Source organism: Cupriavidus sp. GW823-FHT06D04 (assembly GCF_058795055.1).
The window spans coordinates 107,261-134,164 of sequence record NZ_JBXAHL010000017.1; the positions used below are offsets into that span (position 1 = coordinate 107,261).

The 26,904-nt window shown below is 64.9% G+C and carries 23 protein-coding genes and 2 tRNA genes; 12 read left to right on the plus strand and 13 right to left on the minus strand.

What is annotated here, in order from left to right; genetic code table 11:
• Nucleotides 1-97 precede the first annotated feature (97 nt).
• Nucleotides 98-367 carry an acyl-CoA-binding protein gene (locus tag AC1Q7H_RS21295; protein WP_011615505.1) on the plus strand — a complete coding sequence of 90 codons (270 nt, stop codon included), beginning with the start codon at nt 98-100 and terminating at the stop codon, nt 365-367.
• A 25-nt stretch (nt 368-392) separates the two neighbouring features.
• Here AC1Q7H_RS21295 and AC1Q7H_RS21300 read toward each other — a convergent pair whose 3' ends face one another.
• Together AC1Q7H_RS21300 and AC1Q7H_RS21305 are read right to left on the minus strand one after the other, a co-directional pair.
• A complete protein-coding gene (locus AC1Q7H_RS21300; protein WP_013957012.1) occupies nt 393-1,874 on the minus strand; it encodes a DHA2 family efflux MFS transporter permease subunit in 1,482 nt (493 codons plus the stop codon).
• Nucleotides 1,871-2,347, minus strand: coding sequence for an SRPBCC family protein (locus AC1Q7H_RS21305; RefSeq protein ID WP_211979796.1), 477 nt, complete (start codon nt 2,345-2,347; stop codon nt 1,871-1,873). Before AC1Q7H_RS21305 ends, AC1Q7H_RS21300 begins: the two co-directional genes overlap by 4 nt.
• Nucleotides 2,348-2,482: 135 nt before the next feature.
• Here AC1Q7H_RS21305 and AC1Q7H_RS21310 point away from each other — a divergent pair, with 135 nt between their 5' ends.
• From AC1Q7H_RS21310 to AC1Q7H_RS21335, 6 genes are all read left to right on the plus strand, one after another.
• Nucleotides 2,483-3,157 carry an SGNH/GDSL hydrolase family protein gene (locus AC1Q7H_RS21310; RefSeq protein WP_013957014.1) on the plus strand — a complete coding sequence of 225 codons (675 nt, stop codon included), beginning with the start codon at nt 2,483-2,485 and terminating at the stop codon, nt 3,155-3,157.
• Between the two features lie 117 nt (nt 3,158-3,274).
• Nucleotides 3,275-3,673 (plus strand): VOC family protein, encoded by a 399-nt coding sequence (locus AC1Q7H_RS21315; RefSeq protein ID WP_013957015.1) that lies wholly within the window; start codon nt 3,275-3,277, stop codon nt 3,671-3,673.
• 161 nt (nt 3,674-3,834) lie between these two features.
• On the plus strand, nt 3,835-4,083 hold the full coding sequence (locus AC1Q7H_RS21320; RefSeq protein WP_013957016.1) for an AbrB/MazE/SpoVT family DNA-binding domain-containing protein: 249 nt from the start codon (nt 3,835-3,837) through the stop codon (nt 4,081-4,083).
• A complete protein-coding gene (locus AC1Q7H_RS21325; protein ID WP_013957017.1) occupies nt 4,077-4,397 on the plus strand; it encodes a type II toxin-antitoxin system PemK/MazF family toxin in 321 nt (106 codons plus the stop codon). Before AC1Q7H_RS21320 ends, AC1Q7H_RS21325 begins: the two co-directional genes overlap by 7 nt.
• Before the next feature lie 203 nt (nt 4,398-4,600).
• Nucleotides 4,601-5,413 (plus strand): MetQ/NlpA family ABC transporter substrate-binding protein, encoded by an 813-nt coding sequence (locus AC1Q7H_RS21330; RefSeq protein WP_013957018.1) that lies wholly within the window; start codon nt 4,601-4,603, stop codon nt 5,411-5,413.
• Between the two features lie 112 nt (nt 5,414-5,525).
• Nucleotides 5,526-5,612: transfer RNA gene (locus tag AC1Q7H_RS21335), tRNA-Leu, on the plus strand.
• Nucleotides 5,613-5,687: 75 nt separating this feature from the next.
• Here AC1Q7H_RS21335 and AC1Q7H_RS21340 read toward each other — a convergent pair.
• Nucleotides 5,688-6,512, minus strand: coding sequence for a substrate-binding domain-containing protein (locus tag AC1Q7H_RS21340; RefSeq protein WP_211979798.1), 825 nt, complete (start codon nt 6,510-6,512; stop codon nt 5,688-5,690).
• Nucleotides 6,513-6,632: 120 nt separating this feature from the next.
• On the opposite strand from AC1Q7H_RS21340, the gene AC1Q7H_RS21345 reads away from it, so the two are divergent.
• The 4 genes from AC1Q7H_RS21345 (at nt 6,633) to AC1Q7H_RS21360 (ending at nt 10,831) form a co-directional block, all read left to right on the plus strand.
• A complete protein-coding gene (locus AC1Q7H_RS21345) occupies nt 6,633-7,538 on the plus strand; it encodes a LysR family transcriptional regulator (protein ID WP_041228411.1) in 906 nt (301 codons plus the stop codon).
• A gap of 103 nt (nt 7,539-7,641) precedes the next feature.
• A tRNA-Leu gene (locus AC1Q7H_RS21350) sits at nt 7,642-7,728 on the plus strand.
• 642 nt (nt 7,729-8,370) lie between these two features.
• Complete coding sequence (locus AC1Q7H_RS21355; RefSeq protein WP_492381691.1) at nt 8,371-9,921, plus strand: serine hydrolase; 1,551 nt, start codon at nt 8,371-8,373, stop codon at nt 9,919-9,921.
• A gap of 43 nt (nt 9,922-9,964) precedes the next feature.
• Nucleotides 9,965-10,831 (plus strand): c-type cytochrome, encoded by an 867-nt coding sequence (locus AC1Q7H_RS21360; RefSeq protein ID WP_211979800.1) that lies wholly within the window; start codon nt 9,965-9,967, stop codon nt 10,829-10,831.
• On the opposite strand, the gene AC1Q7H_RS21365 is transcribed toward AC1Q7H_RS21360, so the two are convergent.
• The 7 genes from AC1Q7H_RS21365 to AC1Q7H_RS21395 all read right to left on the minus strand — a co-directional run bounded on the left by AC1Q7H_RS21365 (nt 10,816) and on the right by AC1Q7H_RS21395 (nt 19,676).
• On the minus strand, nt 10,816-11,919 hold the full coding sequence (locus tag AC1Q7H_RS21365) for a mandelate racemase/muconate lactonizing enzyme family protein (RefSeq protein ID WP_211979801.1): 1,104 nt from the start codon (nt 11,917-11,919) through the stop codon (nt 10,816-10,818). The two genes, AC1Q7H_RS21360 and AC1Q7H_RS21365, sit on opposite strands and share 16 nt — an antisense overlap.
• A gap of 109 nt (nt 11,920-12,028) precedes the next feature.
• The gene (locus tag AC1Q7H_RS21370; RefSeq protein WP_013957025.1) at nt 12,029-13,015 is read right to left on the minus strand and encodes a tripartite tricarboxylate transporter substrate binding protein; all 987 of its coding nucleotides are present in this window, start codon (nt 13,013-13,015) and stop codon (nt 12,029-12,031) included.
• A gap of 53 nt (nt 13,016-13,068) precedes the next feature.
• On the minus strand, nt 13,069-14,355 hold the full coding sequence (gene eno / locus AC1Q7H_RS21375) for a phosphopyruvate hydratase (protein WP_211979802.1): 1,287 nt from the start codon (nt 14,353-14,355) through the stop codon (nt 13,069-13,071).
• Nucleotides 14,356-14,365: 10 nt separating this feature from the next.
• Nucleotides 14,366-15,784 (minus strand): pyruvate kinase, encoded by a 1,419-nt coding sequence (pyk, locus tag AC1Q7H_RS21380; protein ID WP_492381692.1) that lies wholly within the window; start codon nt 15,782-15,784, stop codon nt 14,366-14,368.
• Nucleotides 15,781-17,031 carry a glycerate kinase type-2 family protein gene (locus tag AC1Q7H_RS21385; RefSeq protein ID WP_211982269.1) on the minus strand — a complete coding sequence of 417 codons (1,251 nt, stop codon included), beginning with the start codon at nt 17,029-17,031 and terminating at the stop codon, nt 15,781-15,783. Before AC1Q7H_RS21385 ends, pyk begins: the two co-directional genes overlap by 4 nt.
• 51 nt (nt 17,032-17,082) lie before the next feature.
• Nucleotides 17,083-18,438: a dicarboxylate/amino acid:cation symporter gene (locus AC1Q7H_RS21390; protein ID WP_013957029.1), complete on the minus strand. Its 1,356-nt coding sequence runs from the start codon at nt 18,436-18,438 to the stop codon at nt 17,083-17,085.
• Nucleotides 18,439-18,587: 149 nt separating this feature from the next.
• Complete coding sequence (locus AC1Q7H_RS21395; RefSeq protein ID WP_013957030.1) at nt 18,588-19,676, minus strand: tartrate dehydrogenase; 1,089 nt, start codon at nt 19,674-19,676, stop codon at nt 18,588-18,590.
• A gap of 113 nt (nt 19,677-19,789) precedes the next feature.
• On the opposite strand from AC1Q7H_RS21395, the gene AC1Q7H_RS21400 reads away from it, so the two are divergent.
• Complete coding sequence (locus tag AC1Q7H_RS21400) at nt 19,790-20,713, plus strand: LysR family transcriptional regulator (RefSeq protein ID WP_153954624.1); 924 nt, start codon at nt 19,790-19,792, stop codon at nt 20,711-20,713.
• A gap of 47 nt (nt 20,714-20,760) precedes the next feature.
• Here AC1Q7H_RS21400 and AC1Q7H_RS21405 read toward each other — a convergent pair whose 3' ends face one another.
• The 3 genes from AC1Q7H_RS21405 to AC1Q7H_RS21415 all read right to left on the minus strand — a co-directional run bounded on the left by AC1Q7H_RS21405 (nt 20,761) and on the right by AC1Q7H_RS21415 (nt 26,851).
• Complete coding sequence (locus AC1Q7H_RS21405; RefSeq protein WP_211979805.1) at nt 20,761-21,426, minus strand: response regulator; 666 nt, start codon at nt 21,424-21,426, stop codon at nt 20,761-20,763.
• The gene (locus AC1Q7H_RS21410; protein ID WP_492381693.1) at nt 21,407-23,077 is read right to left on the minus strand and encodes a sensor histidine kinase; all 1,671 of its coding nucleotides are present in this window, start codon (nt 23,075-23,077) and stop codon (nt 21,407-21,409) included. The genes AC1Q7H_RS21405 and AC1Q7H_RS21410 overlap by 20 nt, the downstream gene beginning before the upstream one ends.
• 834 nt (nt 23,078-23,911) lie before the next feature.
• Complete coding sequence (locus AC1Q7H_RS21415) at nt 23,912-26,851, minus strand: HD domain-containing phosphohydrolase (RefSeq protein WP_492378498.1); 2,940 nt, start codon at nt 26,849-26,851, stop codon at nt 23,912-23,914.
• Nucleotides 26,852-26,904: the final 53 nt, after the last annotated feature.

The window sequence follows — 26,904 nt, forward strand, 5'->3', positions numbered from 1 at the left end:
AGGGCTTCTTCGGTTTTATACGGACGGCGCGGCGGCGCCGGGCGGCTATCATCGGCCTGAACTTTCGCAATCCAGACAGCACCTACGGAGGAACCCCATGAGCGACCTGCAGGCACGCTTCGACCAGGCCCAGATCGACGTCAAGCAATTGAGCGAGCGCCCCAGCAACATGTCCCTGCTGCGCCTGTACGCGCTGTTCAAGCAAGGCAGCGAAGGCGATGCCCACGGCGACAAGCCCGGCATGACCGACTTTGTCGGCCGCTACAAGTTTGAAGCCTGGGAAGCCCTGCGCGGCACCGCGCGCGAACAGGCGATGGAGCAGTACATCGCGCTGGTGGAAGAACTGCGCAGCGGCGCAGCCAGCTAAGCCGGCGCAGCCAGGCCCGGCGGCTTCAGGCCGCCGGCACCGGCCGCGGCCGGATCCGCCACGCCGCGAACATCGCGCTGGCGATCACGACACCCACCGCCAGGAAGGTTTCATCGAAGGCCCGGATGCGCGCCGCCTGCACGGCGGCGTCGCCGGCCTGGCCCAGCACCGCGCCGTGCTCCGCCAGCCGCCATTGCAGCCCCACGCCGGCCAGGCTCACGCCGATGGCGCCGCCCAGCTGGCGCAGGAAGTTGATGCAGCTCGAGCCCTGCGCGATCAGCGTGAAGTCCACCCCCCGCATTGCCCCCAGCGTCAGCGACGGCAGGATGCAGCCCAGCCCGATCCGCCCCAGCACCGCCAGTGCCACCAGCACCAGATAAGGCGTGGCGCGCGAGCCCAGCGCCATCAGCAGGAACGACAGCGACAGCAGCGCCAGCCCGAACGACACCTGGACATGCGGCGCGATCTTGTGGGTGAAGCGCCCCGATACGGCAATCGTCAGCGCCAGCACCACGCCCGCCGGGAACAGCACCAGGCCCGCGCGCGACGGCGTGTATTCCAGCGCCATCTGCATATAGATCGGCAGCAGGTAGGTCGAGCCGAACAGCCCCGCGCCGTAGATAAAGGCCACCACCGCCCCGGCCGCGAACTGCCGGTAGCTGTAGAGCCGCAGGTTCATCAGCGGATGCGCCGCGCGCAGCTGCCATAGCACGAACGCCGCCAGCATCAGCACGCCGAAGCCCGACAGCGCCAGGCCTGCGGGCACGCTGTCGCGCATCTCGACCACGCCGTTGAGCAGGCTGACCGTGGCAATGCCGGCCAGGCCCAGCCCGCGCCAGTCCAGCGGCTGGCGCTCGCCCATCATGATCGAGTCCACCGCCATGAAGCGCCGCGCCATCAGCACGCCAATCAGCGTCAGCGGCACCACCACGAAGAAGATCGAGCGCCAGCCGAAGGCCTCGACCAGGAAACCACCCAGGCTGGGCCCCAGCGCCGGCGCCAGCACCACGCCAAAGCCGAACATGCTGATCGCCTTGCCCTGCTCACGCTCTTCGAAGACGCGCAGGATCAGGATATTGGGCAGCGGCTGCATGATGCCCGCGGCGATGCCTTCGGCCACGCGCATCGCGATCATCACGCCGTAGGTCGGTGAAAAGCCGCCGAAGAACCCGCCCGCGCCCAGCAGCAGCGAGGCCCCCAGGAAGGTGCGGCGCAGCCCGTAGCGATTCAGCAGCCAGGGCGTCAGCAGCATCGACAACGTCATCGCGATCATGAAGCTGGCCGCCACCCATTGCGCGCGCTCCTGCCCCAGCACGAAGTGCCGGCTCAGGTCCGGAATCGCTACGTTGATGATGGTGGACGAGACGATCGACGAGATCGTGCCCAGCATCAGCGTCACCAGCACCAGCCAGCGCAGCCGCTCGCCGTAGCGCTCACGCAGCGCCAGCCGGGTCGGCAGACCCGGCCGCTGGCCGGAACCCTCCGGCGTGGCGGAGCCCTCGCTCACCCCAGCCGTCCGGTGTCAGCGATCTCGCGGATCTTGCGCACGGTGTCGATATCGGCCTCGTGGTAGGCGGATTTGACGATCTCGGCGTAGCGGTCATCGCCGCTGGCGTCGACCGCCGGCATGGTGGTGTTGTAGACAAAGCGCAGCAGCAGCGCGCCCGGGCCCGGGGTCTCGATCGCCATGGTCAGCGTGCCGCCGGCATGCTCGGCCGTAGCCGCGGTTTCATAGCGCACCTGCCGGCGCGGCTCGAATACCACATGATCCTGGATCGACGCCTCGCCAAAATGCAGCACGCGATCGATCCAGTTGTCGCCGCGGCCGACTACCTCGGCGCGGTCCAGCCCCAGCACGAAGAGTTCGGGCGACTCGGCGCGCAGCACCAGCCCTTGCCACAGCTGGTCAGGCGTCAGCAGATCCAGTTGAGGATTGCCCGGATCGTTGATCTCAACCAAGTGCTCGAAACGCAACTTCATTCTCCCTGTCTGCAATGATTCGATATTATGAAGTCTCCGCGTGTTCGGGAGACCTTTTTGTCTGCGCGGTGCAACATGGCTTGACACGAGCCATTGCCCTTTATCGACCAATATCCACGCCAACTGGAGTCCCGCATGAGCGCTGCGCCGCTGGCCGAAACCGATCCCCTGCAGATCCTTGTCTACGCCGACTCGCTGTCATGGGGCATCGTGCCCGGCACGCGCCGGCGCCTGCCGTTCCCGGTGCGCTGGCCCGGCCGGCTGGAGCTGGGCTTGAACGCCGAAGGCGGCGCCCCGGTGCGCATCATCGAAGACTGCCTGAACGGCCGCCGCACGGTCTGGGACGATCCCTTCAAACCCGGCCGCAACGGCCTGCAGGGGCTGGCGCAGCGCATTGAAATCCACTCGCCGCTGGCACTGGTGGTCCTGATGCTGGGCAACAACGATTTCCAGTCGATGCACCCGCACAACGCCTGGCACGCCGCCCAGGGCATCGCCACTCTGGTGCAGGCCATCCGTAGCGCGCCGATCGAGCCTGGCATGCCGGTGCCGCCGGTGCTGGTCGTCACCCCACCCCCGATCCGCACCCCGCGCGGCCCGCTGGCGCCCAAGTTTGCCGGCGGCGAGCATAAGTGGACGGGCCTGCCGCAAGCCGTGGCCGAGGTCTGCACGCAATTGGGCTGTCCGCTGTTCGACGCCGGCACCGTGATCCAGAGCAGCGAGGTCGACGGCGTGCACCTGGATGCCGACGCGCACCTCGCACTCGGCGACGCGCTGCGCCCGGTCGTGCGGCAGATGCTGCGCGCCTAGCGCGCCGTTCCTGACACCTGCCTGCGGCCGGCTGAAACATCACTCCTGACAGCAGGTGTCAGGAGACCCGGCGCACAATGCGGCCGCTCTCACACGGAACGCCGCCAGGAGGCTGTCATGGAGTTGCTGATCAATATCGATGTCGACGATCTGCCGCGCGGCATCGACTTCTACGCGCAGGGGCTTGGCCTGACGCTGAACCGCAAGCTGTTCGACGGCACCGTCGCCGAAATGCTGGGCGGCAATACTCCGATCTACCTGCTCGCCAAGCCCGCCGGCACCCGCCCCACCACCCGCGCCGACACCCGGCGCGACTACCGCCGCCACTGGACCCCGGTCCACCTCGACTTTGTCGTCGCCAACCTGGAACAGGCCATCGAACGCGCGCTGGAAGCCGGCGCCGAGATCGAGGACTGGCCGCAGGACTTTGACTGGGGGCGGCAGGCAACGCTGTCAGACCCGTTCGGGCATGGCTTGTGTTTTATCGAATGGAAGGGCGCGGGGTACGGGGCGTAGCCGGCTGAGCCCGCCGTACCTGCGACACCAGCGGTTTTCGGACTATTCGCGTATCCGTGGCCTGGCCCAAATGTCACATTTCCATGCGGCATCGGGCTTGCCTGTTTCCCTGACGCTCGCGTTGTAATAACATTGTGCTGACGCGCAATGAGGGGCAAGAAATGAAAGCGACGATCCGCAAGATGGGCAACTCACAAGGTGTCCTGATCCCCAAGGCAATCCTGGCGCAGCTAGGTCTGGAGAATGAAGTGGAAATGGAAATCGTGAATGACGCGCTGGTGCTCCGGCGCCCTAGGCAAGCACCGCGGCAAGGCTGGGCGGAAGCCAGCCAGGCCATCGCCGCGGCCGGTGACGACGCCCTGGTATTGGGCGACTTCCCCAACACCGACGACGCGGAGCTGAAGTGGTAGCGCGCGGCGACGTCTGGCTGGTTGCGCTTGACCCGACCGTCGGCAGCGAGATCGAGAAGACACGCCCCTGCGTCATCCTCTCGCCGCCGGAAATGCACGACTACCTGCGCACCGTCACCGTGGCGCCAATGACCACCGGCAGCAGGCCGGCACCGTTTCGCGTCCCGGTGACCTTCCAGCGCAAGACTGGCCTGATCCTGCTGGACCAGCTCCGGACCGTGGACAAGTCCCGGCTGGTCAGGCGGGCCGGCGGCCTGAGTGACAGGATTGTGGAGGACACCTTGCGGACATTGCGCGAAGTCTTTGCAGACTGAGCCGTGACGCAGAAGCATTTAATGCCGGCAATCTGGCGTCATTTGGATTCATAAGCATATGAAAAAGAAATAGACGCCAGATTCATTCCCGCTGCGCCATCTGGACGCAATTGCGTTAATCTGTGGCCATCGCCCCGGTCAGACGATCCCTGCCCAGGCGACAGTCTCACTCGCCACATAACCAGAATATCTCCAGAACTCCTATGCGCAGCACGTCTCTCATCAAGCGTCTGGCGGTCGCAGTGTCCGCCCTTGGTTTTATCGCCGCCGGCAGCGCGTCGCCCCAGGAACAGACTATCCGCGTTGGCACCGTCAGCGGCCCGGACGCCGAGGTCTGGCAAGTCGTCCAGAAAGTGGCCAAGCGCAATGGCCTGAACGTCAAGGTCGTGGAGTTCAACGACTACGTGCAGCCCAATGCCGCACTGGATGCCGGCGACCTGGACGCCAACAGCTTCCAGCACCAGCCCTACCTGGACAGCCAGGTGAAGCAGCGCGGCTACAAGATGCAGAGCGTGGGCTACACCTATATCTCGCCGCTGGGTATCTACGCGAAGAACCTGAAGTCGCCGAAGGACCTGCCGCAAGGCGCCAAGGTAGCCGTGCCCAACGACCCGTCCAATGAGAACCGCGCGCTGCTGCTGCTCCAGTCGCAAGGCGTGATCAAGCTGAAGGCAGGCGCCGGCACCAACGGTGTCAACGCCACCCCGCTGGACGTGGCCGAGAACCCGAAGAAGCTGAAGCTCGTGGAACTGGATGCCGCCCAGCTGGCCCGCGCCCTGCCCGATGTCAGCGCCGCCGTGATCAACACCAACTACGCGCTCGCCGCCGGCCTGCAGCCGACCAAGGACGCGCTCGCGCTGGAAGACATCCACAGCCCGTACGCCAACATCATCGTCGTGCGCACGCAGGACAAGGACAAGCCGTGGGTCAAGAAGCTGGTGGCAGCGTACCAGTCTGAAGACGTGCGCCAGTTCATGAAGGCCCAGTACAAGGGCGCGATGGTGCCGTCGTTCTGATTGCACGTGGCACACCGGATCGCCGTAGCGCAGTCCGGCCAGCGATGCCGCGTGTGCCCGCCGGAGGTGCTTGCAAATTTGTGAACCTTCGGTAAAATGCGCCGCTCACATTGCCCAGGTGGCGGAATTGGTAGACGCACTAGGTTCAGGTCCTAGCGGTGGCAACACTGTGGAGGTTCGAGTCCTCTCCTGGGCACCAAGGTTTCAAAGCGAGAAGCCCGCACGAAAGTGCGGGCTTTTTGTTTTTACAGCCGCCAACGGACATTGACGCGGTTCAGCGTTTTTGCGGCTGCCCCAGGACCGGGGGCGCCGGCGGCGGCAGCGGCGTGGCAACCGGCTCCAGCCCGGTGGTTCGCACGATCGTGGCTGCCGCCGGGGACGCCAGGAACCGAACAAACCGCGAAGCCGCAGCGCTCTGGTGGCCAGCCACCATCCCGGCGGAGAAGAAGACCCGTTGCTGCAGTTCGGCTGGCAGCGGGCCGACGAAATCCAGCTCCTTGAACGGCAGCAGCTCGCTGACTTGCTGGAAGCCGATTTCCGCATCGCCTCGGGCCACCACGGCGCCGACGCGCTCGCTGTTGATCTTGCGGGCCTTGTCCTTGATCTGGTCCGCGACGCCGAGCCGGTGGAACAATTCACCAGACAGATAAGTCCCACTGGCGCTGGCTGAATACGCAATCGATTTAGCGTTGAGCAAGGTCTGCTTCAGGCCCTCCACGGTGCTGATGTCGGGCTTGGGCGTGCCCTTGCGGACCGACATGCCGATCAGCGACTGCGCCAGGTCCACCCGGCTGCCCGCTGCCACCTTGCCCTCCGCTATCAGCTTGTCGAGACCCGAGTCCGCCAGGATCACCACATCAAAGGTCTCGCCGCGTGCCAGCCGGCTGGGGATGGAATCGGGTGCATTGCCCATCGACGCGCCGTAGGCGGTGATGATCCGGTCCTGCGTGGCGGCTTCATACAGCGGCACCAGCTGCTGGTATGCCGCGGTGAAACCGCCCGAGGTAATCACATGGATATCGTCTGCCCAGGCGGGCGCGGCCAGCCATACCAGGAAAACCAGTGCGGCCTTTCTGGCGGCCAGGGCGGTCAGCTTCATTTTGTCTCCTTGATCTCGTTGCTGGCGCCGCAAGAGCTCCAGTCTTCCTCGTTCTTCTGCATTGCCAGAGTAGTCGCGCAACACTATTCTGTGAATTGCAATGTTCTGATGATTTCATGCATGTCACGCATCAATTTCGCACTTGAGGATTTGCAGGCATTTATCGCCACGGCGGAGAAAGGCAGTTTCCGGGTGGCAGCCGAGACTCTGCATATCTCGCAACCAGCGCTGAGCCGCCGGATCGACAAACTTGAAAAGACGCTCGGCTCTCGCCTGCTTGAACGCACCACCCGCCGCGTGGAGATGACACCCGTCGGCAGGCAGTTCCTAGAGGAAGCGCGGGCTGCTCTGGATATTCTCGACAGCGCAGTGTTCCGCCTTGGTGACGAAGCTGCGCTCCGGCGCGGGCTGGTGACGGTGGCGGCGATACCGTCTGCCGCGGCGCATCTGCTGCCCGATGCCATCAGCGTGTTTGCAGCCCGTCATCCTGGCGTGCGCGTGCGCGTGATCGACGAAAGCGCCAACGCGGCGCTGTCCAGCGTGCTGTCGGGCGAATCGGACTTTGGGCTCAACTTCATGGGTTCCCAGGAACCCAATATCGAGTTCCGCCCGATCCGTACCGAGCCCTATCTGCTGGTGTTGCGGCGCGACCATCCCTGGGCCGATCGCAAGTCGGTCGCATGGGCGGACCTGGCGGGGCAGCGCATGGCCGGCGTGTCCAGGCAAAGCGGCAATCGCGCCCTGATCGAGAATGCCATCGCCCATCTTGAACAGCGCCCGACCATCTATTACGAAGCCAACCACGTCGTTGGCGTGCTGGCGCTGGTGGAAGCCCGCCTCGGCATGGCCGTGCTGCCGGGCCTGGCACTGCCACGCGATCATCCCCGCCTGTGCGCCATCCCGCTGACCGAGCCTGCCGTGGACCGTGTCCTGGCGCTGATACGCCGTCGCGACCGAGCGTTGCAGCCTGCGGCCAAGGCGCTGTTTGACATCCTCACTTCTGAGGCTGAAATGTCCGCCGATTGACCAGCAACAGCGGCCCACCGCATCTCAACTGGATTTCTTGCGCCAAAGCCGGCCGAGGGACTTGCAAAATCCGCAGCGCGCTGTAAAATCCGGCGCTCACCTTGCCCAGGTGGCGGAATTGGTAGACGCACTAGGTTCAGGTCCTAGCGGTGGCAACACTGTGGAGGTTCGAGTCCTCTCCTGGGCACCAAGGTTTCAAAGCGAAAAGCCCGCACGAAAGTGCGGGCTTTTTGTTTTGCCTCGACGGACTCGTCATTCATCCGCGCACAGCTTTGCCGCCGTCTGGTCCAGCTGCGCCTTCACCATTGCCAACAGCGAATACACGTTGTGGCAACCCTCCGAACGCTCGCTCTCGATTTCAACCAGCAACAGGAGGGCATTTGCTCAAGGGAGTCGATCGTACCAGCCGGCACGATATGCCGGGATCCTGCAGGGTGATGGGTAGACATTTGCATCGCGCTTATCTCCTACTAACCAGAGAGAGCCCGCCAGCCCAGGTGAGAGGAAGGTGGCGGGCCTGACAACGGGGGTGACATACCGGGGAACCTCAGCAGAAGAAGACCCGGCCAGCCTTGCAACTGCCCCGCCCGGCCCGCCATGGAAACATGGTTGCCCGCGCGACTCTTGATTGAATGAGATCGAATCTGCCGAGGTTCTTTCGGGTTGTCACCCCCGCTCACCGAACCCTTCGGCGAGGCTTGCAGTTTCCCGCCCCCGCTATAGTGCGGCGATAAGACGTTTCGCATTCGCCACTCCGTCACCGATCGCGTACATTATTCCTATCCAAAGGCGCGGCCGTGCCGCCTGACAAGAATCACTACGGAGACCTACCGTGGGCAAACTACAAGAGCGTCGCCATTTCCTGGGAGCCGCGCTGGGCGGCCTGCTTGTCCCCGCCCTGCCCGCCTGCGGCGGCGGCAATGACGATCCGCCCAACCCTCCCGAGCCGGTTCCCGAATCCCAGATCACCCAGGCCATTGCCCAGCTCGACAAGCTGGCCGCCGACCTGATGGCCAGTTCCCGCGTGCCGGGCATGGCCGTCGCCGTGGTGCGCGGCAACCAGACCGTTTACGCCAAAGGCTTCGGCCGTCGGCTGGTGACCGACCCCGCGCCGGTCGATGCCGACACCGTGTTCCAGCTGGCATCGGTGTCTAAATCCGTCGGCGCCACCGTGGTGGCACGCCAGGTCGGCCGTGGCGGCATCGGCTGGGATACGCCGGTGCGCGCGCACCTGCCCTGGTTTGCGCTGTCCGACGCCGAGGTCACGCAGGCCGTCACCATCGGCGATCTCTACGCCCACCGCTCCGGCCTGCCCGACCACGGCGGCGACCTCCTTGAAGACATGGGATACGACCGCCGGCAAGTATTGACGCGACTGCGCTACCTGCCGCTGCATCCGTTCCACGCGGTCTACGCCTACACCAACTTTGGCCTGACCGCCGCCGCCGAGGCGGTCGCCACCGCGGCCGGGATCGACTGGGCCAAGCTGTCCGAGCAAGCCATCTACCAACCCCTGGGAATGACCCGCACCAGTTCGCGCTACGCCGACTTTGCCGCACGCGACAACCGCGCCCTGGGCCACGTCAGAGTCAATGGCAACTGGGTGCAAGGCGCGGGCCGGATGCCGGATGCGCAATCCCCCGCCGGCGGCGTCAGTGCCTCGGTCAACGACATGGCGAAATGGCTGGCGATGCTGCTCGCCAAGGGCGAGTTCGCCGGGCAACGCGTGGTCGACGCCGCCGCGCTGGCCCCCGCGCTGAGCCAGCAGATGCAGAGCAGTCCGCCCGTCGACGGACGCCCTGCCGGCTACTACGGCTATGGCTTCAATGTCGGCACCACCGAACTTGGCCTGACCTCCTACAACCACTCCGGCGCCTTCGTGGCCGGCGCGGCCACCAACTTCACCGCGTTGCCGGCGCTCAACCTGGCCATCGTGACGCTGACCAACGCGCAGCCCATCGGCGTTCCGGAAACCCTGAGCGCACAGTTCTTCGACCTGGTGCAATACGGCGCCATCCGCCGCGACTGGGGCAAGATCTACGGCGACGCATTCGCGCCGCTGCTGGCGCCGGAAGGCCGCCTGGTCGGTCAGCCGCGCCCCGCCAGTCCGCTGCCGGCGCGTGCACTGTCGGCGTACACCGGCACCTACCAGAACGACTACTACGGCCCGCTGCAGGTCGCCGACCAGGGCGGCACGCTGGTGATGACGCTGGGCGCCACCCCGCTAGTGCTGCCGCTGAGCCACTGGGACGGAGACGTCTTCACTTTTACGCTCGAAAACGAGAACGCCACGCCGGGCACGATCTCGCAGGCAGCGTTCTCCAGCGACCGCGTGTGGCTGGAGTATTACGACCACGAAGGCTTGGGCATGTTTGTCCGCTAGTACTGCAAGTTGTGCCGGGCCAATTCAACCAGGAGAATGACGCATGAGTAGCTGGCTGGCAAAGGCCGTTGGCGCGCTTGGCTGCGCCCTGGCGTTCCTGGCAGGTCCGGCGTGCGCCGCGGATCCAGCGACCCTGACCATTTCGGCAGGCACGCAGCAGCGCAGCTGGACCCGCGACGAACTGCTGCGCGATCCGCGCCTGGCCGAGGTGCCGGTGGATGACGACAACCTGAAGCGCCGCCTCACATTCAAGGCCATCCCCCTGACAGCCCTGCTGCAGGGCATGCCGGTGAACGACAGCGCCAGTGCCACGACCGCGGCCAGCGATGGCTATGTTGCCCACTTGCCGATGCGCCTGTTGCTGGCCGAGCGCGCCGACGGGCCACGCGCGTGGCTGGCGGTCGAGAACCCCGCCGCGCCGTGGCCAAGGCTCAAGGACCAGGACATCGGCCCGTTCCGCCTGATCTGGACCGTGCCATCCGGGCGCGCCGCCGCGGCGATCAACGAGAGTCACTGGACCTACAGCATCGTGCGCATCGACATCACCGCGTCGCCCGCCGAGCGCTATGCAGCCATCCGGCCCGCCGCTGGCCAGCCTGCCGATGGACCGGTCATGCGCGGCTTCGCAACCTTCCAGCGCGTCTGCTTCTCGTGCCACTCCCTCAACCGGGTCGGCGACGCCAACCTCGGCCCCGACCTGAACGTGCCGTACAACCCGGTGGAGTACCTGGGCGACGACAAGCTGGCCAGGCTGATCCGTGACCCGCAGTCATTGCGCTGGTGGCCGAACTCGCGCATGTCGGCCATCGACGAACAGACGCTGTCCAGCGCGGACCTGAAGGACCTGCTGGCATACCTGCGCCATATGGCCGGGCGCAAGGCGGCCGCGCCCGCTCACGCAACGCGATAGCGCTGAATGACCTCCGGATCCGGGTCGATGCCCAGGCCCGGGCCAGTGGGTACCGCGATCATGCCGTTCCGCGGCACCACGGCATCGCCAAGCACTTGCGCGTCCATGTCGAAATAGCGCCATTCGATCATGGCCGCGGCATCCCCCAGCGCTGCCGTGGCGTGAATACTGGCCAGCAGCCCCGGACCGTCATAGAAGGTATGGACCATCACTTGCGTGTTGTGCGCCTCGGCCAGCGCAAAGACGTTGCGCAAGGCGCTGATGCCACCCATCTTGGCCGGGCTGGGTTGCACCACATCGACGGCGCCCACACTGAGCAGGTGCTGGAACTCCATCAGCGTGGTGGCATTCTCGCCGGCGGCGACCGGGATGGCGCACTGCTGGCGCAGGGCGGCCAGTCCGGCGTAATTCTCCGGCGGCCACAGGGGTTCTTCCAGCCACCGTAGCGAAGAGGGTTCCAGCGCGCGCGCCATGTCGATGGCCTCATGGAGCGGCCACGGGCAGTTCGTATCCAGCGTGATCTCGATATCCGGGCCTGCCGCTTCGCGCGCGGCGCGGATGACCGTCAGGTCGACCTCATGCAGCTTCAGGCTCCGGTAGCCATCGGCGATGGCCCGCCTGACGTTGACCGCGATCGTTGCGGGATCGGCATACCGGATCAGGCTGGCATAGGCAGGCAGGCGGTCCCGCCGCGCGCCGCCGAGCAGCCGGTGAACGGGCAGCCCGGCCGCTTTGCCGCAGAGGTCCCACAGGGCGATATCGAGCGCGGACAGCCCGTAGAAGATGGCCCCGCTGCGCCCGAAGACATGGAACCTGCGCTGCAGGTCCAGGCCGATGGCGTCGATCTGGGTTGCGTCCCGGCCGATGCAGGCAGGTGCCAGCATCTGTTCGATGGCAGCCTTGACCGCCGGAATCCCCACGAATCCGAAGGTCTCGCCCCAGCCGGCCAGCCCGTCGTCGGTCGACACCTTGAGCAGCAGCGAGTCGGCGGCCTGCATCCCGGCGCCGCCCCAGACGCCCGCGGCGGGAACGCCGCCCACCGTGAACGGAACGCGCAGGACGATGGCTTCGATGCTCGCGATCTTCATGGCGCGCCCTCCTTCCGCTACCCGCAGTCCGCCCGTGCATCGCATAAGGCGATGCCGGGCAGAGTTCAATATAGGCGAGAAGGCAAGGAACCGAATGACCGCTGGTCACCTACTCGATCGTCACCTTCCCGTCCTTCACCAGCTTGGCGAACTTGACCGTCTCGTCCTGGATCCTCTTGGCAAACTCCTGCGGGGTGCTCGCCATCGGCTCGGCCCCGACCGCCGCCATGCGCTGCTGGAAGTCCGGCGATTTCACGATCTTGACGATCTCGGCGTTCAGCCGCGTCACGATGGGCGCCGGCGTGGCGGCCGGCGCCAGCACGCCGAACCAGGTGCCGATATCAAAGCCCTTCAGCCCCGCCTCTTCCAGCGTCGGCACATCAGGCAGGACACTGGAGCGCCGCGCGGTGGTCACGGCCAGGGCGCGCAGCTTGCCCGACTTGATGTGCTGCAGCACCGGCGTCAGGGTATCGAACGACATCGTCACCTGCCCGCCGAGCAGATCGGTCGTCAGCGGGCCGCTGCCCTTGTAAGGCACGTGCAGCAGCGGCGCACCCGTGGCGGCCTGGAACTGGGTGCCGATCAGGTGCTGCGCGGTGCCGTTGCCATTGGAGCCATAGGCAAACTCCGGCGACGCCTTCTTCGCCAGGGCCACCAGTTCCGTAACGTTCTTCGCCGAAGTCTTGGCGGCATTGATGACCAGCACGTTGGGAACCATGGCGACCGTGGCGATGGGCGCCAGGTCCTTCTGGAAGCTGTAGGGCAGCTTCTTGTAGACGCTGCTGGCGATGGTATGGTGGACCGCGCCCATCAGCAGGGTGTAGCCGTCGGGCTTGCCCTTGGCGACGTAGTCCGCGCCCACGGTGGCGCCGGCGCCGGGCCGGTTCTCGACGATCACGGGCTGGCCCAGGCTTTTCGACAACTGGTCGCCCAGCGCGCGGGCCAGCACGTCGGTGGTGCCGCCCGACGGGAACGGCACCACCAGGGTGATCGGCTTGGCCGGCCATTCCTGTGCCAGGCAAGTGCCGCTGAGGATAAAGCCGGCTGCCAGCATGGCCACACCGGAAATACGACGCACGAGTTCAGTACCACGCATGATTTGTCTCCTGAATATTCTATGTTTCCCGCCAGCTTCGGCGGGTTGACGCTCTAATTCACCTGCGAAATTGCCTGCCTTCCCGCAAATGTGGCCGCGCACCCCAGCTCGGCCTCAATAAACAGCAGCCGGTTATACTTGGCCACGCGGTCGGAGCGGCTCAGCGAGCCGGTCTTGATCTGCGTGGCCGCGGTGCATACGCTCAGGTCGGCGATGGTGGTGTCTTCCGTCTCGCCGGAGCGGTGCGACATCACCGATGCGTAGCCGGCCCGCTCCGCCACCGTGATGGCCTGCAGGGTCTCGGTCAGCGTGCCGATCTGGTTCGGCTTGATCAGGATGGCGTTGGCCACGCCTTGCGCGATGCCTTCCTCGAGGATCGCGGCATTGGTCACGAACAGGTCGTCACCCACCAGCTGCACGCGCCCGCCCAGGCGCTCGGTCAGCAGACGCCACCCTTGCCAGTCCTGCTCCGCCATGCCGTCCTCGATGGTGACGATGGGGTACTGGCGCACCCAGCTGTCCAGCAGGTCGACAAAGCCGTGCGCGTCATAGCTGCAGCCTTCCGACTGCAAGGCATAGCGGCCGCCGTAATAGAACTCGGAGCTGGCTACGTCCAGGCCCAGTGCAATGTCACGGCCGGGCCGGAAGCCGGCGGCTTCGATGGCCTGCATGATGACCTCGAGCGCATGCTCGTTCGACGCCAGGTCCGGCGCGAATCCGCCTTCATCGCCCACCGCCGTGGCTAAGCCGCGCGCCTTCAGCACGCCCTTGAGCGTATGGAACACTTCCGCGCCCCAGCGCAATGCCTCGGAGAAGCTTGGCGCGCCAACCGGCAGGATCATGAACTCCTGCATATCGACGCTGTTGTCGGCATGCGCACCACCGTTGACGATATTCATCATCGGCAGCGGCAGGCGGTTCTCTGTCCTCCCGGCGCCAACCGACCGGTACAGCGGCAAGCCGGCCGAAGCCGCTGCCGCCTTGGCGCTGGCCAGCGAAACGGCCAGCAGCGCATTGGCGCCAAGGCGCGACTTCTCTGGCGTTCCATCGAGGCGGATCAGGCAGGCATCCACCTCAGCCTGGTCCGCGGCGTCCAGGCCGTTGAGCGCTCGCGCGATATCGACGTTGACGTGCTGCACCGCCTTCTGCACCCCCTTGCCGAAATAGCGTCGCTTGTCGCCGTCACGCAGTTCCAGCGCTTCACGCGATCCCGTGGATGCGCCGGACGGCGTGGCAGCGAAGCCCTCCGCGCCATCGGCCAGCACGACCTGGGCCGCCACCGTCGGGTTGCCCCGGGAATCGAGCAGCTCGTAGCCGCGGATTTCCCTGATTGCAGTCATGTAGATCCCCTTACTGGACCTGCGCGATGCGCAGCAGGTTGGTGGTGCCGGCCACGGTGAACGGCAGGCCGGCCGAGATGACGATCTGCTGCCCGGCCACGCCGAACTGCTCTTTCAGCACGGTGCGGCTGGCCAGCTCGGTCATCTCCAGCACATCGACCACTTCATGACAGAGCACCGCATGCACGCCCCAGGCCAGCGCCAGCCGGCGCGCAGTGGCCACGCGCGGCGTCATGCCCAGGATCGGCACTTCGGGCCGTTCGCGCGCCATGCGCAGCGCGGAGTAGCCTGAGCTGGTGTAGGTGACCGCGGCAGGCACGCGCAGCAGGTTCGCCACGTGCCGGACGGCATAGCCAATGGCGTCGGCGGCTTCCGCGCGCGGCTCCGAATGCGAGGCCTGGATGGCTTCGTGGTAGTGCGGGTCCGCTTCGGTGCGCGTGATGATGCTGTCCATCATCTGCACGGCCTCGACCGGATAGCTGCCCGAGGCCGATTCGGCGGACAGCATCACGGCGTCGGCGCCGTCGTAGATGGCGGTCGCCACATCGGAGGCCTCCGCGCGCGTCGGCACCGGCGCGCTGACCATCGACTCCAGCATCTGGGTGGCAACGATCACCGGCTTGCCGGCCTTGCGGCAGGCGCGCACGATGCGCTTCTGCAGCGACGGCACCTGTTCCGCCGGCATTTCAACGCCCAGGTCGCCGCGTGCGACCATGACCGCATCCGACGCCGCCACGATCGCTTCCAGGCTCTGGATGGCTGCGGGCTTCTCCAGCTTGGCGACAATGCCGGCGCGGCCGTCCACGATCTGCCTGATCTCTTCGATATCCTCGGCGCGCTGCACGAACGACAGCGCAATCCAGTCCACGCCCAGCGACAGGCCAAAGTCCAGGTCGCACCGGTCCTTCCCGGTCATCGCCGACAGGGGCAGCACCACGCCCGGCACGTTGACGCCCTTGCGGTCGGACAGCGTGCCGCCGTTGATCACGGTGGTTTCGGCGTACTCCGGACCGCACCGCTCCACGCGCAGGCGCACGCGCCCATCGTCGACCAGCAGTTCCGCGCCCGGCTGCAGCGCCGCGAAGATCTCCGGATGCGGCAGGCTGACCCGCTCCACCGAGCCCGGCACGCTGGCATCCAGGTCCAGCCGGAATGCCGCCTGTGCGGCCAGCTTCACCGGGCCATCGGCAAAGGTGCCGATGCGCAGCTTGGGTCCTTGCAGGTCCAGCAGCACGCCGATGGGGCGGCCGCGCTCCTGCTCGATGGCGCGGATGCTGTGCAGCCGCTGCTCGTGGTCGGCATGGGTGCCGTGGCTGAAGTTGAGCCGGAACACATCGGCACCGGCGTCAAACAGGCGCTCGATGGTGGCCGGGTCTGTACTGGCGGGACCGAGCGTGGCCACGATCTTGGCGTTGCGAATGCGTCTCATGCGGATGCTCCAGATGCGCGCGTCAGCAAGATCGCGCGAAAGTCGTTGACATTGGTCAGCGTGGGACCGGTAACTACGGCATCCCCCAGCGCCTCGAAAAATCCATGGCCGTCGTTGGCGGCCAGCGCATCCTGCGGGCGCAGGCCGGCGCGCCAGGCACGTTCCAGCGTGTCGGGGCCGAGCACGGCCCCTGCGATCTCTTCCTGGCCGTCGACACCATCGGTGTCGCCCGCGATCGCATGAATGCCGGGTTCGCCGCGCAGCGTCAGCGCCAGCGACAACAGGAACTCCACGTTCCTGCCGCCCCTGCCCGCGCCGCGCACGGTGACCGTGGTCTCGCCACCGGACAGCAGCACGCACGGCGCAGCAAACGGCTGGCCATGCCTGGCGGCTTCCAGCGCGATACCGCCCAGGACCTTGCCGACATCGCGGGCTTCGCCTTCGATGGCGTCGCCCAACGTGTGCACGGCATAGCCGGCCTCGCGGCCCACCTGCGCAGCCGCTTCCAGCGCCAGCCGGGGCGTGGCGATGAACTCGGTGCGGATGCGCGGCAAGCGCGGGTCGCCGGGCTTGAGCGTCTCTGCGGCGTCGGACGCCAGCACTGCCATCACGTTGGGCGGCAGGTCGATCGCATACCGTTTGACGATGGCCAGCGCATCGGCGCGCGTGGTCGGGTCAGGCACGGTCGGACCCGAGGCGATATCGATCGGGTCATCGCCCGGCACATCGGAAATCAGCAGGTTCAGCACCCGCGCCGGATAGCAGGCCGCGGCCAGCCGGCCGCCCTTGATGGCGGACAGGTGCCGGCGCACGCAATTCATCTCCGAAATCGTGGCTCCGGACTTGAGCAGCGCGCGATTGACGCGTTGCTTGTCGTCAAGCGTGATGCCGGCAAGCGGCAGTGGCAGCAGCGACGACCCGCCGCCCGAGACCAGGCAGATCACCAGGTCGTCCTCGCCCAGGCCCGCCACCAGCTCCAGCATGCGCTGCGAAGCGGCCAGCCCGGCGTCGTCCGGCACGGGGTGCGCGGCCTCCACGATCTCGATGCGCGAACACGGCACCGCATAGCCGTAGCGGGTGACGACCAGGCCTTCAAGCGGGCCGGGCCATGCCGCCTCCAGCGCGTTCGCCATGGCCGCCGACGCTTTGCCGGCCCCAATGACAACGGTGCGTCCGCGCGGCGGCGGCGGCAGGTGCCGCGCCAGGGTCCTGGCAGGCTGCGCGGCGGCGACCGCCGCTTCGAACATGCGCTGCAGCAGCACGGTGGGCTCGGAATATGGCTTGGTCACGTCGGCCCCTTAGTGCATCAGATTGGCGTGGGCATCCGCCGCGGCGGCGATGCGTGCGCGTAGCGGGGTTTCATCCCGGCTCGCCGGCACCGCATCGGCTTCGTCATCGAGCTTGCCGTCCAGTGCATCGGCCAGTTGCCGGCGGTCCACCGCCCCCACCCATCGTGCAATGGCCAGTGTGCCCACGGCATTGCCGATCGTGTTGGTGATGGCACGCGCCTCGGACATGAAGCGATCGACACCGAGCAGCAGCACCATGCCGGCAACCGGGATCTTGCCCAGCGACGCCAGCGTTGCCGCCAGCGTGATAAAGCCGGAGCCGGTCACGCCCGCCGAACCCTTGGAGGTCAGCAGCAGCACGCCAAGCACCACCAGTTGGTCCGTCATGGTCAGCGGCGTATTGGTCGCCTGGGCCACGAAGATCGCGGCCATGGTGTAGTAGATGCACTGCCCGTCCGGGTTGAAGGTCAGGCCGGAAGGCACCACCAGCCCCACCACTGGCTTGCTGACGCCGGCGTTTTCCAGCTTGCGCATCAGCTGCGGCACCACCGACTCCGACGAGCTGGTGCCGAGCACGGTGAACAGCTCATCGCGGATGTACTTCAGGAACTTCCACAGGCTGAATCCGGACAGCCGGGCCACGCCCCCCAGCACGATCACCACGAACAGGAAGCAGGTGATGTACATCGTGCCCATCAGCTTGCCCAGCGAGACCACCGAGCCCAGGCCGTATTTGCCCACGGTAAAGGCCATGGCGCCGAACGCCGCGATCGGCGCCAGCCGCATAATCATCCCCACGACAGTGAAGATGCCGTGCGTAAAGGAATCCAGGAAATCCACCACCGGCCTGGCGCGCGCCCCGATATGCGACAACGCAATGCCGAACAACGTGGCAAAGACCAGGATCTGTAGGATGTCGTTCTTGGCCAGCGCGTCGACGATGCTGGTCGGCACCAGGTTCATCATAAAGTCGATGAACGTGTGCGGTTTCTCCGCGGCATGCGTGTAGCTGGCGATGGCCTTGGTGTCCAGGTGCGCCGGATCGATATTCATGCCATGGCCGGGCTGGACCACGTTGACGACGACTAGGCCCAGGGCCAGCGCAAACGTCGACAACACCTCAAAGTAGATCAGGGCCCGCACGCCGACGCGGCCGAGCTCCTTCATGTTCTCCATGCGCGCGATGCCGAGCACCACCGTCGCAAAGATGATGGGCGCGAACACCATCTTGATCAGCTTGATGAACACGTCGCCAAGCGGCTTCAGGTCACTCGCGATATCGGGCGCCCACACGCCCAGGGCAACGCCGGCGCCAACGCCTAGCAATACCTGGACATAGAGCTTGCCAAGCAGCCTATGAATCATTGCTGTCTCCTGCTGTGTCTTTAAGGCAAAGCGCTCCCCGGCGCAGCTCTCAACGGCTGCTCCTCATGCCCGGAAGGCTGTACGGGCCGTGCAGGCCCGCAGGATGCGCCCCGGCCTGGCCGGGACGCGCGGCTGGCGTGGCCTGGCGCTCAGGCCGCCTTCGCCTGCTTGCCGGCGGCGAGGAGGTCGCACACGGCCTTGGTCACTTCAGCGGTGGTCGCCTTGCCGCCCAGGTCGCCGGTATGCAGCGCCGGGTTGGCGGTCACGGCTTCGACGGCCTGCATCACGCGCTGCGCCGCCTCGTTCTCGCCAAGGTGTTCCAGCAGCATGACCACCGACCAGAAGGTGCCGACCGGGTTGGCCAGGCCTTTACCCATGATGTCAAAGGCCGAGCCGTGGATCGGCTCGAACATCGACGGATACCGGCGCTCCGGATCGATATTGCCGGTCGGGGCGATGCCCAGGCTGCCGGCCAGCGCCGCGGCCAAGTCGCTCAGGATGTCGGCATGCAGGTTGGTGGCGACGATGGTGTCCAGCGACGCCGGACGGTTCACCATACGCGCCGTGGCCGCATCGACCAGTTCCTTGTCCCAGGTGACGTCCGGGAATTCCCTGGCCACCTGCACAGCAACTTCGTCCCACATCACCATGGCGTGGCGCTGCGCGTTGGACTTGGTGATCACCGTCAGCAGCTTGCGGGGACGCGACTGGGCCAGCTTGAAGGCAAAGCGCAGGATGCGCTCCACCCCCACGCGGGTCATCATGCTGACGTCGGTGGCTGCCTCGATCGGGTGGCCCTGGTGCACGCGGCCGCCCACGCCCGAGTATTCGCCTTCCGAGTTCTCACGCACGATCACCCAGTTCAGGTCCTCCGCGGCACAGCGCTTGAGCGGCGCATCGATGCCGGGCAGGATGCGCGTCGGGCGCACGTTGGCGTACTGGTCGAAGCCCTGGCAGATCTTCAGGCGCAGGCCCCACAGGGTGATGTGATCCGGGATATGCGGGTCGCCGGCCGAGCCGAACAGGATGGCATCCTTGTCGCGCAGCGCGTCCAGGCCGTCGGCCGGCATCATCACGCCGTGCTGGCGATAGTAGTCGCCGCCCCAGTCGAAGTCTTCGAATTCAAAGCGGAAGCCTGCGCCGGCAGACGCCAGTGCCTCCATCACTTCACGGCCGGCCGGCACCACCTCCTTGCCAATGCCATCGCCGGGGATCGTTGCAATGCGGTACGTCTTCATCTGTGTCTCCTGGTCTGAATCGCGTTGAGTACGTGGAGCGGATTCTGGGCCGTGGACAAGGTATTGGATCGCTTGTAGAGTTAAACCATTCTTAACCTGAAATTAAAGATGGAATGGCTTCATCGTCCGGTATTCAGCCTTCCGAGCTGGGCTTTTTCACATCAGTCGCCACCGCAGGCAGCCTGAGCGCGGCCGCACGCGGCCTCGGAATCACAACGGCCGCGGTCAGCAAGCGGCTGGCGCAGATGGAGGCGCGCATCGGCATGCCGCTGGTGACGCGCACCACGCGGCGCATGAGCCTGACGCCGGAGGGCGAGGTCTATCTGGAGCACGCACGGCGCATCCTCAGCGACATCGACGACCTGGACCAGATCCTGACCCGCTCAAAGGGCCGGCCGAGCGGCCTCTTGCGGGTCAATGCCACGCTGGGGTTCGGGCGCATGCATGTGGCGCCAGTGATTTCCGAGTATGTCGCTGCCTACCCGGAGGTGGACGTCCAGCTCCAGCTCTCCGCCGACCCGCCGCCGCTGACCGAAGACGCCTTCGACGTCTGCATCCGCTTCGGCCAGCCGCCCGACGCCCGCATCGTGGCCAGGAAGCTGGCGCCGAACCGACGCCTGCTGTGCGCCTCGCCCAAATACCTGCGCAGCCACGGCACGCCGCATACGCCCGCGGACCTGCGCCTGCATAACTGCATCGGCATCCGCCAAGGCAGCGACGCCTATGGCGTATGGCGCCTGACCTCAGGCAAGGGGGTGAAGGCGCGGACCGAATCGGTCCATGTGCGCGGCAACCTCACCACCAATGACGGCGAAATCGCGGTGAACTGGGCGCTGGAAGGCCACGGCATCGTGATGCGCGCCGAGTGGGATATCGAGCGATTCCTGCGCAGCGGGCGCCTGGTGCAGGTACTGCCTCAATACGCGACGCCGGAGGCAGACATCTACGCCGTCTACCAGCAGCGGCACCAGCTGTCGTCCCGGATCCGGCTGTTCGTGGAGTTCCTGGCGGCGAAGTTCAGTGAGTTTGGGAAGTAGCGGCGACAAGCAGTCAAGCGTTCACGCAGGCGAAAAAAGCTCAACGCCTATTGGCTCTCGATCCACTGAATCGCGAAGCGCATCAGCTCCTTGCCGTTGGGAATATCCAGCTTTTCCTTGATGTTGGCCTGATGTGCCTCGATGGTCTTGACGCTGCGATTCAGCTTCGCGGCGATCTGGCGGGTGCTGAAGCCGAGTCCGATCAGGTGCAGGACTTCGAACTCCCGTTCCGAAAGGCTCGCGATCGAGCCCGTCGGGTTTTTTTGAGGAGCCTTCAGGGCCCGCGCCAGCTTTTCATGCATGGCGGCGCTCAGGTAGACATTGCCTGCCATCACCTCGCGGATGGCGTTCACAATATGCTCCGTGGCCTCAAGTTTCATCAGATACCCGTTGGCGCCTGCCCGCAGTGCGCGTTCGGCAAACAGCGTTTCGTCATGCATGCTGAGGACAAGGATTGCCAGCTTTGGATAGTGTTGCCGAAGCGTCTTGACAAGATCCAGGCCGGAATTCGAGTGCAGGCTGAGGTCCACAATGGCCATGTCAGGCTGGCAGGTCATCAACGCCAGCGCATCTTCGGCACTACCGGCCGCACAGCAGACGTGCAGGTCCTCATGCAGATTCAGCATTTGGCTTAACCCCTCCCGGATGATGGGGTGGTCATCCACGATCAGGATCTGGGTCGCGCGGCCCGGGCTAGATGGCTGCTGTTGCATGGCCCGGACTCTCTGGTATCGGATAGCTGATGGCAACCGTGGTGCCACCCAGAGCATTGCGGGTGATCGTGCAGGAGCCGCCCAGGAGGCTTGCCCGGTGACGCAGGTTGTGAAGACCCAGCCCCGAAGCACGCTCCATTTTTTCCGGGTCGACCCCCACCCCATCGTCACTGATGGAAAGGCGCTGCATTCCGCCTTCGCGCTCGAGGTCGATCCCGATGTGGTGTCCCTGGCTATATTTCAGCGCATTATTCACGGCTTCCTGTGCTGCACGGTAAAGGTTGATCTGCATCGGCGGATCCAGCATGTCCACGTCTGACCCGATGCGCAGCGTGCAGTCTATGCCGTCCAGTGCGCAGATCGTCTGCGCCAGGCCTTGCAGTGCGACCGCAAGGCCACCCGATTCCATGGCGACCGGGTCCAGGCCATGGGCAATCTTGCGAGTCATCAAGGACGCCTGCTTCACCAGTCCGACGATGGTAGCCGCGTCCGCGGCAGCCGGGTGGCCATGCTTCTGCAGTGTTTGATTCAAGGTGGCGCAGTAGAAGCCCAGGCTGGTGAGGTGCTGCCCGAGGCCGTCATGCAGTTCCCGGCCGATGAGCCTCTGCTGCTGATCGCCGATCCGGATCAGTTCCGCTTCCAGCAGACGACGACGCGCCATCTCCTGCTTCAGCTCATGGTTTGCCCGCTCCAGGTCCCGGGTTCGCTCCTGCACGCGCCGCTCCAGTTCGATGTGGGATGCCTGCAGCAGGCGATGAACGCGCTTCTCCTGGGCATGTGCCGCCACCAGCAGCAGCCCGGTTACTGCCACGACGTTCGCGAAGGCGCACCATCTCACAAGGCTATCCACTGGAGACTCGGCGGCAAAAGGACCGGTGCCGTTCGTGGTGCCCCAGATGGCCACGATCGAGACCATCAGAGTTGCGAAGGTGGTGCCCAGATGATCGAAGCGCAGAGCCGCCCAGATAATGAACGGAAGAATCGCCAAGGCTGAAGGATAGTAGCCGTGCCCGGCAAGTTCGGGAGCGCCGAAGATGAGGAAACTTGCCCAGAGGATGGCAACGGCCAGTCCGCACGCTTCCACGGCCTGCTTTGCGGAGTGCACAGGGCCAGGACTCGCAAGCAAGCTGAGCAGGGGCGGCGCCACCACCAGCACCCCCATCATGTCACCGAGCCACCATTCCAGGACTGCTTTGCCGTACTCGGAAGCCGACACCCGGCCCGCTCCAAAGAGGGCGGTCGCGCCAATCAGGGCACTCACTGCCGTGCTGACCGCCGCAGCCAGGATGACGAAGGCCAACACGTCCCTGATGCGGTCGAGGGTGATCTGGAATCGGGCCACGCGCGTCAACAACAACGTGGCCGTCAGGGCTGCAGCCGTCGCGCCGAAGCCAATCAGCGCGGCCATTGGCAGTGGCACGCCGACCGACATATTGGCAAGAAAGGAGCCAATGGCAATTCCGGGGGCGGCTGCGAAGCCCATGACAAGGAGCGCAACGAGGGCGATGCCGCTGGAAGGCCACACCAGAGACACTGCACCGCCCACTACTGCATAAGCCAGTCCCAGCCTTGCACTTGCGAAATACGCCAAAGCGACAAATCCGGTATAGACGAAAAGTCTGAGCCTTAAGTTGCGCGGGATAATAAACATTGTTCGCTTCAAATCCTCGGGAACAGACACTGTCACAGCCAGTCATTTCTATCGTTAAGCGGAATGACGACACTCTTGCGAAAGTGAATGTTCCATGCAGCTGCGGCAAATCACTAGCCTGCACCGAATCGATGCAAGGTGAAGTTCTGCAAAACCATGGTGCCGCAACACTACTATGAATCTACTTCAGAACTCCCCTGCGCGGTAAGCGTGGCCGGACGGATTCGATCGCCACCGTGCAGTAATGCAGGGTGAGTCTTCCCTGCCGACCGGCTAGGGCAATCCCCTAGCCTCTTTTCGGAAAAAAGCCTTATTCATATGCTTGCTGTCAGGGCCTACATTTCATTGCACTTGTGCGAAGTTGCGACCCTCAAGCTGAAGCGAAAGAAGAATCGTTTCGGTGTTTTTGCAACGACCTGAAATGGAGGTAAGAAAAATGATAAAGACAGTCATACTGCTCGCTGCGGCGAGTGCGGCGCTTAGTGCCGGAATTGCCTATGCCGGCATCGGGGCGCGGGATGTCTACACTGACGGCGCCAGCACGATGGGGCCGCGAGACCCATATTCCGATGGGGGGAAGACCACAAAATTTGACGTCTATTCAGATGGGGCGAAAGTCACGGATAGACGCGACGCGTTCACCGATGGCGCATGAATCACCAACCGCGATCGACTCGTTGGCGACAGCATGTAAGGAATTACAGAAAAAAGTCCCTTAAAAAAATACGTGTCCGGCACTCAGCCTCCTCGGCCATAAACCAGCAACTCCCCCGAGTCACAGCCTCGGGGGATTTTTATTGCAGGGAGCGGAGTGGCATCGCTCAAGCAGATCAGTCATGTTTCAGCGCTCCCGCGCGTCGTGCTTCGCACACCGTATCGTGCAATGTCAACCTCGTCGATCTGGTCAGCGTGCATGAACCGTTGCGCATACTGCTTATAGACACCGGATGCCAGGAACAGCTGGAACAGTTCGGGATCGATATGGTGCTGTGCCGCGGCCACTGACATGATATGGACCGACTCGGACAGCGTCTTGGCTTTCTTGTACGGTCGATCCGCCGCAGTCAGCGCTTCAAAGATATCCGCGACCGCCAGCATTCTGGCGAGCGGACTCATATCCTCTTGACGCAGCTGGCGCGGGTATCCGGTTCCATCCATCTTCTCGTGATGGCTGCCGGCAATCTCCGGCACCTGGCGCAAATGCTTGGGGAACGGCAAACGCGACAGCATGATCTGCGTCTGGACGATGTGGTCTTCGATCTTGAAGCGCTCTTCTTCGCAGAGCGTACCCCGTCCCACCATCAGGTTGTGCAGTTCGCCCCGGTGGTACAGATAGGCTGGCGTGTTCCGCTTGAATCCCCACGGATTGCCAGCGGCAATCGTATCGTGCACGCTCCGCGGCACCAGGTGTTCCGGTTTGTCCGCCAACAGCGGCTCTTGCGCGGGCAGTGCCGCAGCGGGTATGCCGGCTTTGCGCGCGCGCTCGTCCGGGGACAGGCCGATGCGGTCGTCCAGCGTTCGGGTCCAGGTGCGTGCGGCAATCCGGCGCAGCCGTTCTTTGCGGCCTGCATCCATGGATTCACCACCCTGGTTGCATTCGGCGACGAAGGCGAAGTCGTCATCCAGTTCCTGCAGCGTCGTGTCTCGCCTCGAGATGGCGTCAGCGGCGTCCTCCCCCGCGGCGATACCGCGCAGGCAGCGGATCTCGGCTTCGCGCTTCAGGACTTCAAAGCGCATGCGCACCTCGTGGAGCCTGTCGTACAGCGTTTCCAGCTTCGTTGCCTTGTCGATGATGTACTCGGGGGTCGTCACCTTTCCACAATCATGCAGCCATGCTGCAACGTGCAAGGCTTCCCACTGCGCCTCGCTCATGGAAAACGACTGAAAGGGACCTTCCCTGGCATCGCATGCCGCCTGAGCCAGCATCCTGGCCAGCTCTGGCACCCGGGAGCAATGGCCACCGGTGTGCGGGCTTTTTGCATCAATCGCATCCGCCAGCAAGCGGATGAACGCGTTGAACAGCTCGCGCTGGGCATTGGTGAGCTCCCGAACCTCAATCGCCCCGGCGTAGAGACTGGCCAATGTGCTCACGAAGGCAAGCTGGGCGGCTTCCATCGGCGTCTCGCGCAGCACGAGGATGAGTCCCTGAAGCTCGTGTTGCCGATTGACCAGCGGCATCGCGACGGCGTGATTCACTTCGCCCAGGGACAACGCCCCCAATGCAGCGGACTGGAGTTCGTCCTTCGTCAGGCAGCCGCTTTGCGGGCTGCCTTCACTGGCAGCGGTGCGGATCAGCGGCAAGGCCTGGCCAAGCGATAGCCGCGACAGACCCGGTGCCATGTCATTGCCGTAGCAATCCTGCGCGGCAACCACTGCGAGATCATCGCCATCAGCCAGATAGAAGATACCGGCCTTTCCTTCAGCCTCGTTCAGCGTCTTTTTCAGCAGTACAGGCAATAGCTGCTCGAGGCGCCCTTCGGCAGCGATGGCCTGCACGATGATGAGAAAGCGCCTGATGGTCTGTCTCATTTGTTCGGTGGCGCTGCTGAGCGCATTGACCTCCCTGATTTGGGTCTGTACCGACAATGGATGATGAAAGTCGAAATGGCGAATCCCTTCCAGCCCTTCTGACAAGACGTCCAACGGCCTGGCAATGCGGCGCGACACCAGCCAGAGCAATGGCATGCAAAGCAGGACGATGCCAACCGTGACGGCTATTCCTATCCACGCCTGGTATCTTGCATCCGCCAGCAGTTCGTCCTCGGGTACGGCAGACAACAGGAAAAGCGGCTTGCCTTTCGGAGCGGGAATCGGGTCTGTCGTCGTGTACCAGGTTACCCCGTCCACGGACAACGTCTCGCGCCTGGGGGCGCCCCCGCTGGATGACATGGCCGATGCCAGCGCGGTGAGTATCGGAATGCCATACGCGCCCGCAGCCGCGTGAAGATCGGCCTGGGCGACGTCGGGCGCCGTTGAAGATTCGGGCAGCCTGCTGTCTATGCCCAGCACTTTGCCACGGCTATCAAGCAGCGCCAGCATCGTGCTCGCAGTGGCCTTCTTCCTTGCCAGCATCTGCCCAAGGAAGTCCAGCCGGAAATCGCCCCCCACTACGGCTCTGCGCTCGGGTGTACGTGAGGCAAAGGTGCTGCCGGCTTCCCGGTCCGAGAAAAAGAGGTACGGATCCGTTCGCACCAGCGCCTCAGAAGCCATGGCGGCCTGGTACCATGCGCGCGCCCTGGGGTCGAACCGGCGCGCAAAGTCCGTGTCGTCAACTGTCGAGAGGTGAGCCAGATCGGCATCAAAGAAACTGGTCTGCCCGGTGGGCGCCGTACCGCTGCGTTCGACACTGCGAACGGCATAGGCGGCCGTGGCTGGCGCCTTGAAAATGGCCCGGTCCGAGTCCTGGCGCAAGGATCGAACATAGAAAAACGCGCCGTCCGCATAGCCTATGTAGAGCGACTGCAGCGCAGGTGCGTTCTCCAGTGCATCGCGCACCAGGCCGAGTCGCGCCATGCGGGCTTGAAGGGTCCGGGCCTCCGCAAGAGAGCTATGGCTGACCAGCTTGACGGCGATTTGCGCGGGCGCCAGCAACTCGTCGACCTCATCAAGCATCTGCTGGCTGATCCTGCGTGTAGTGTCGGCAGTGGCAGCCTCCAACGCTGCCTTCGTCATCAGGTAGTTGATGCCGCACGACAAGGCGCCGACAAGAAAGACCAGCGAGCCAAACAGCACCCACAGGTACTGATGCAGCGGAAGAGCTCTTGGCAATCGCATACGACCCTCCAGGGGAGACTGTCTGCGCGATGCGTGCGAATCGCTGCAAACTA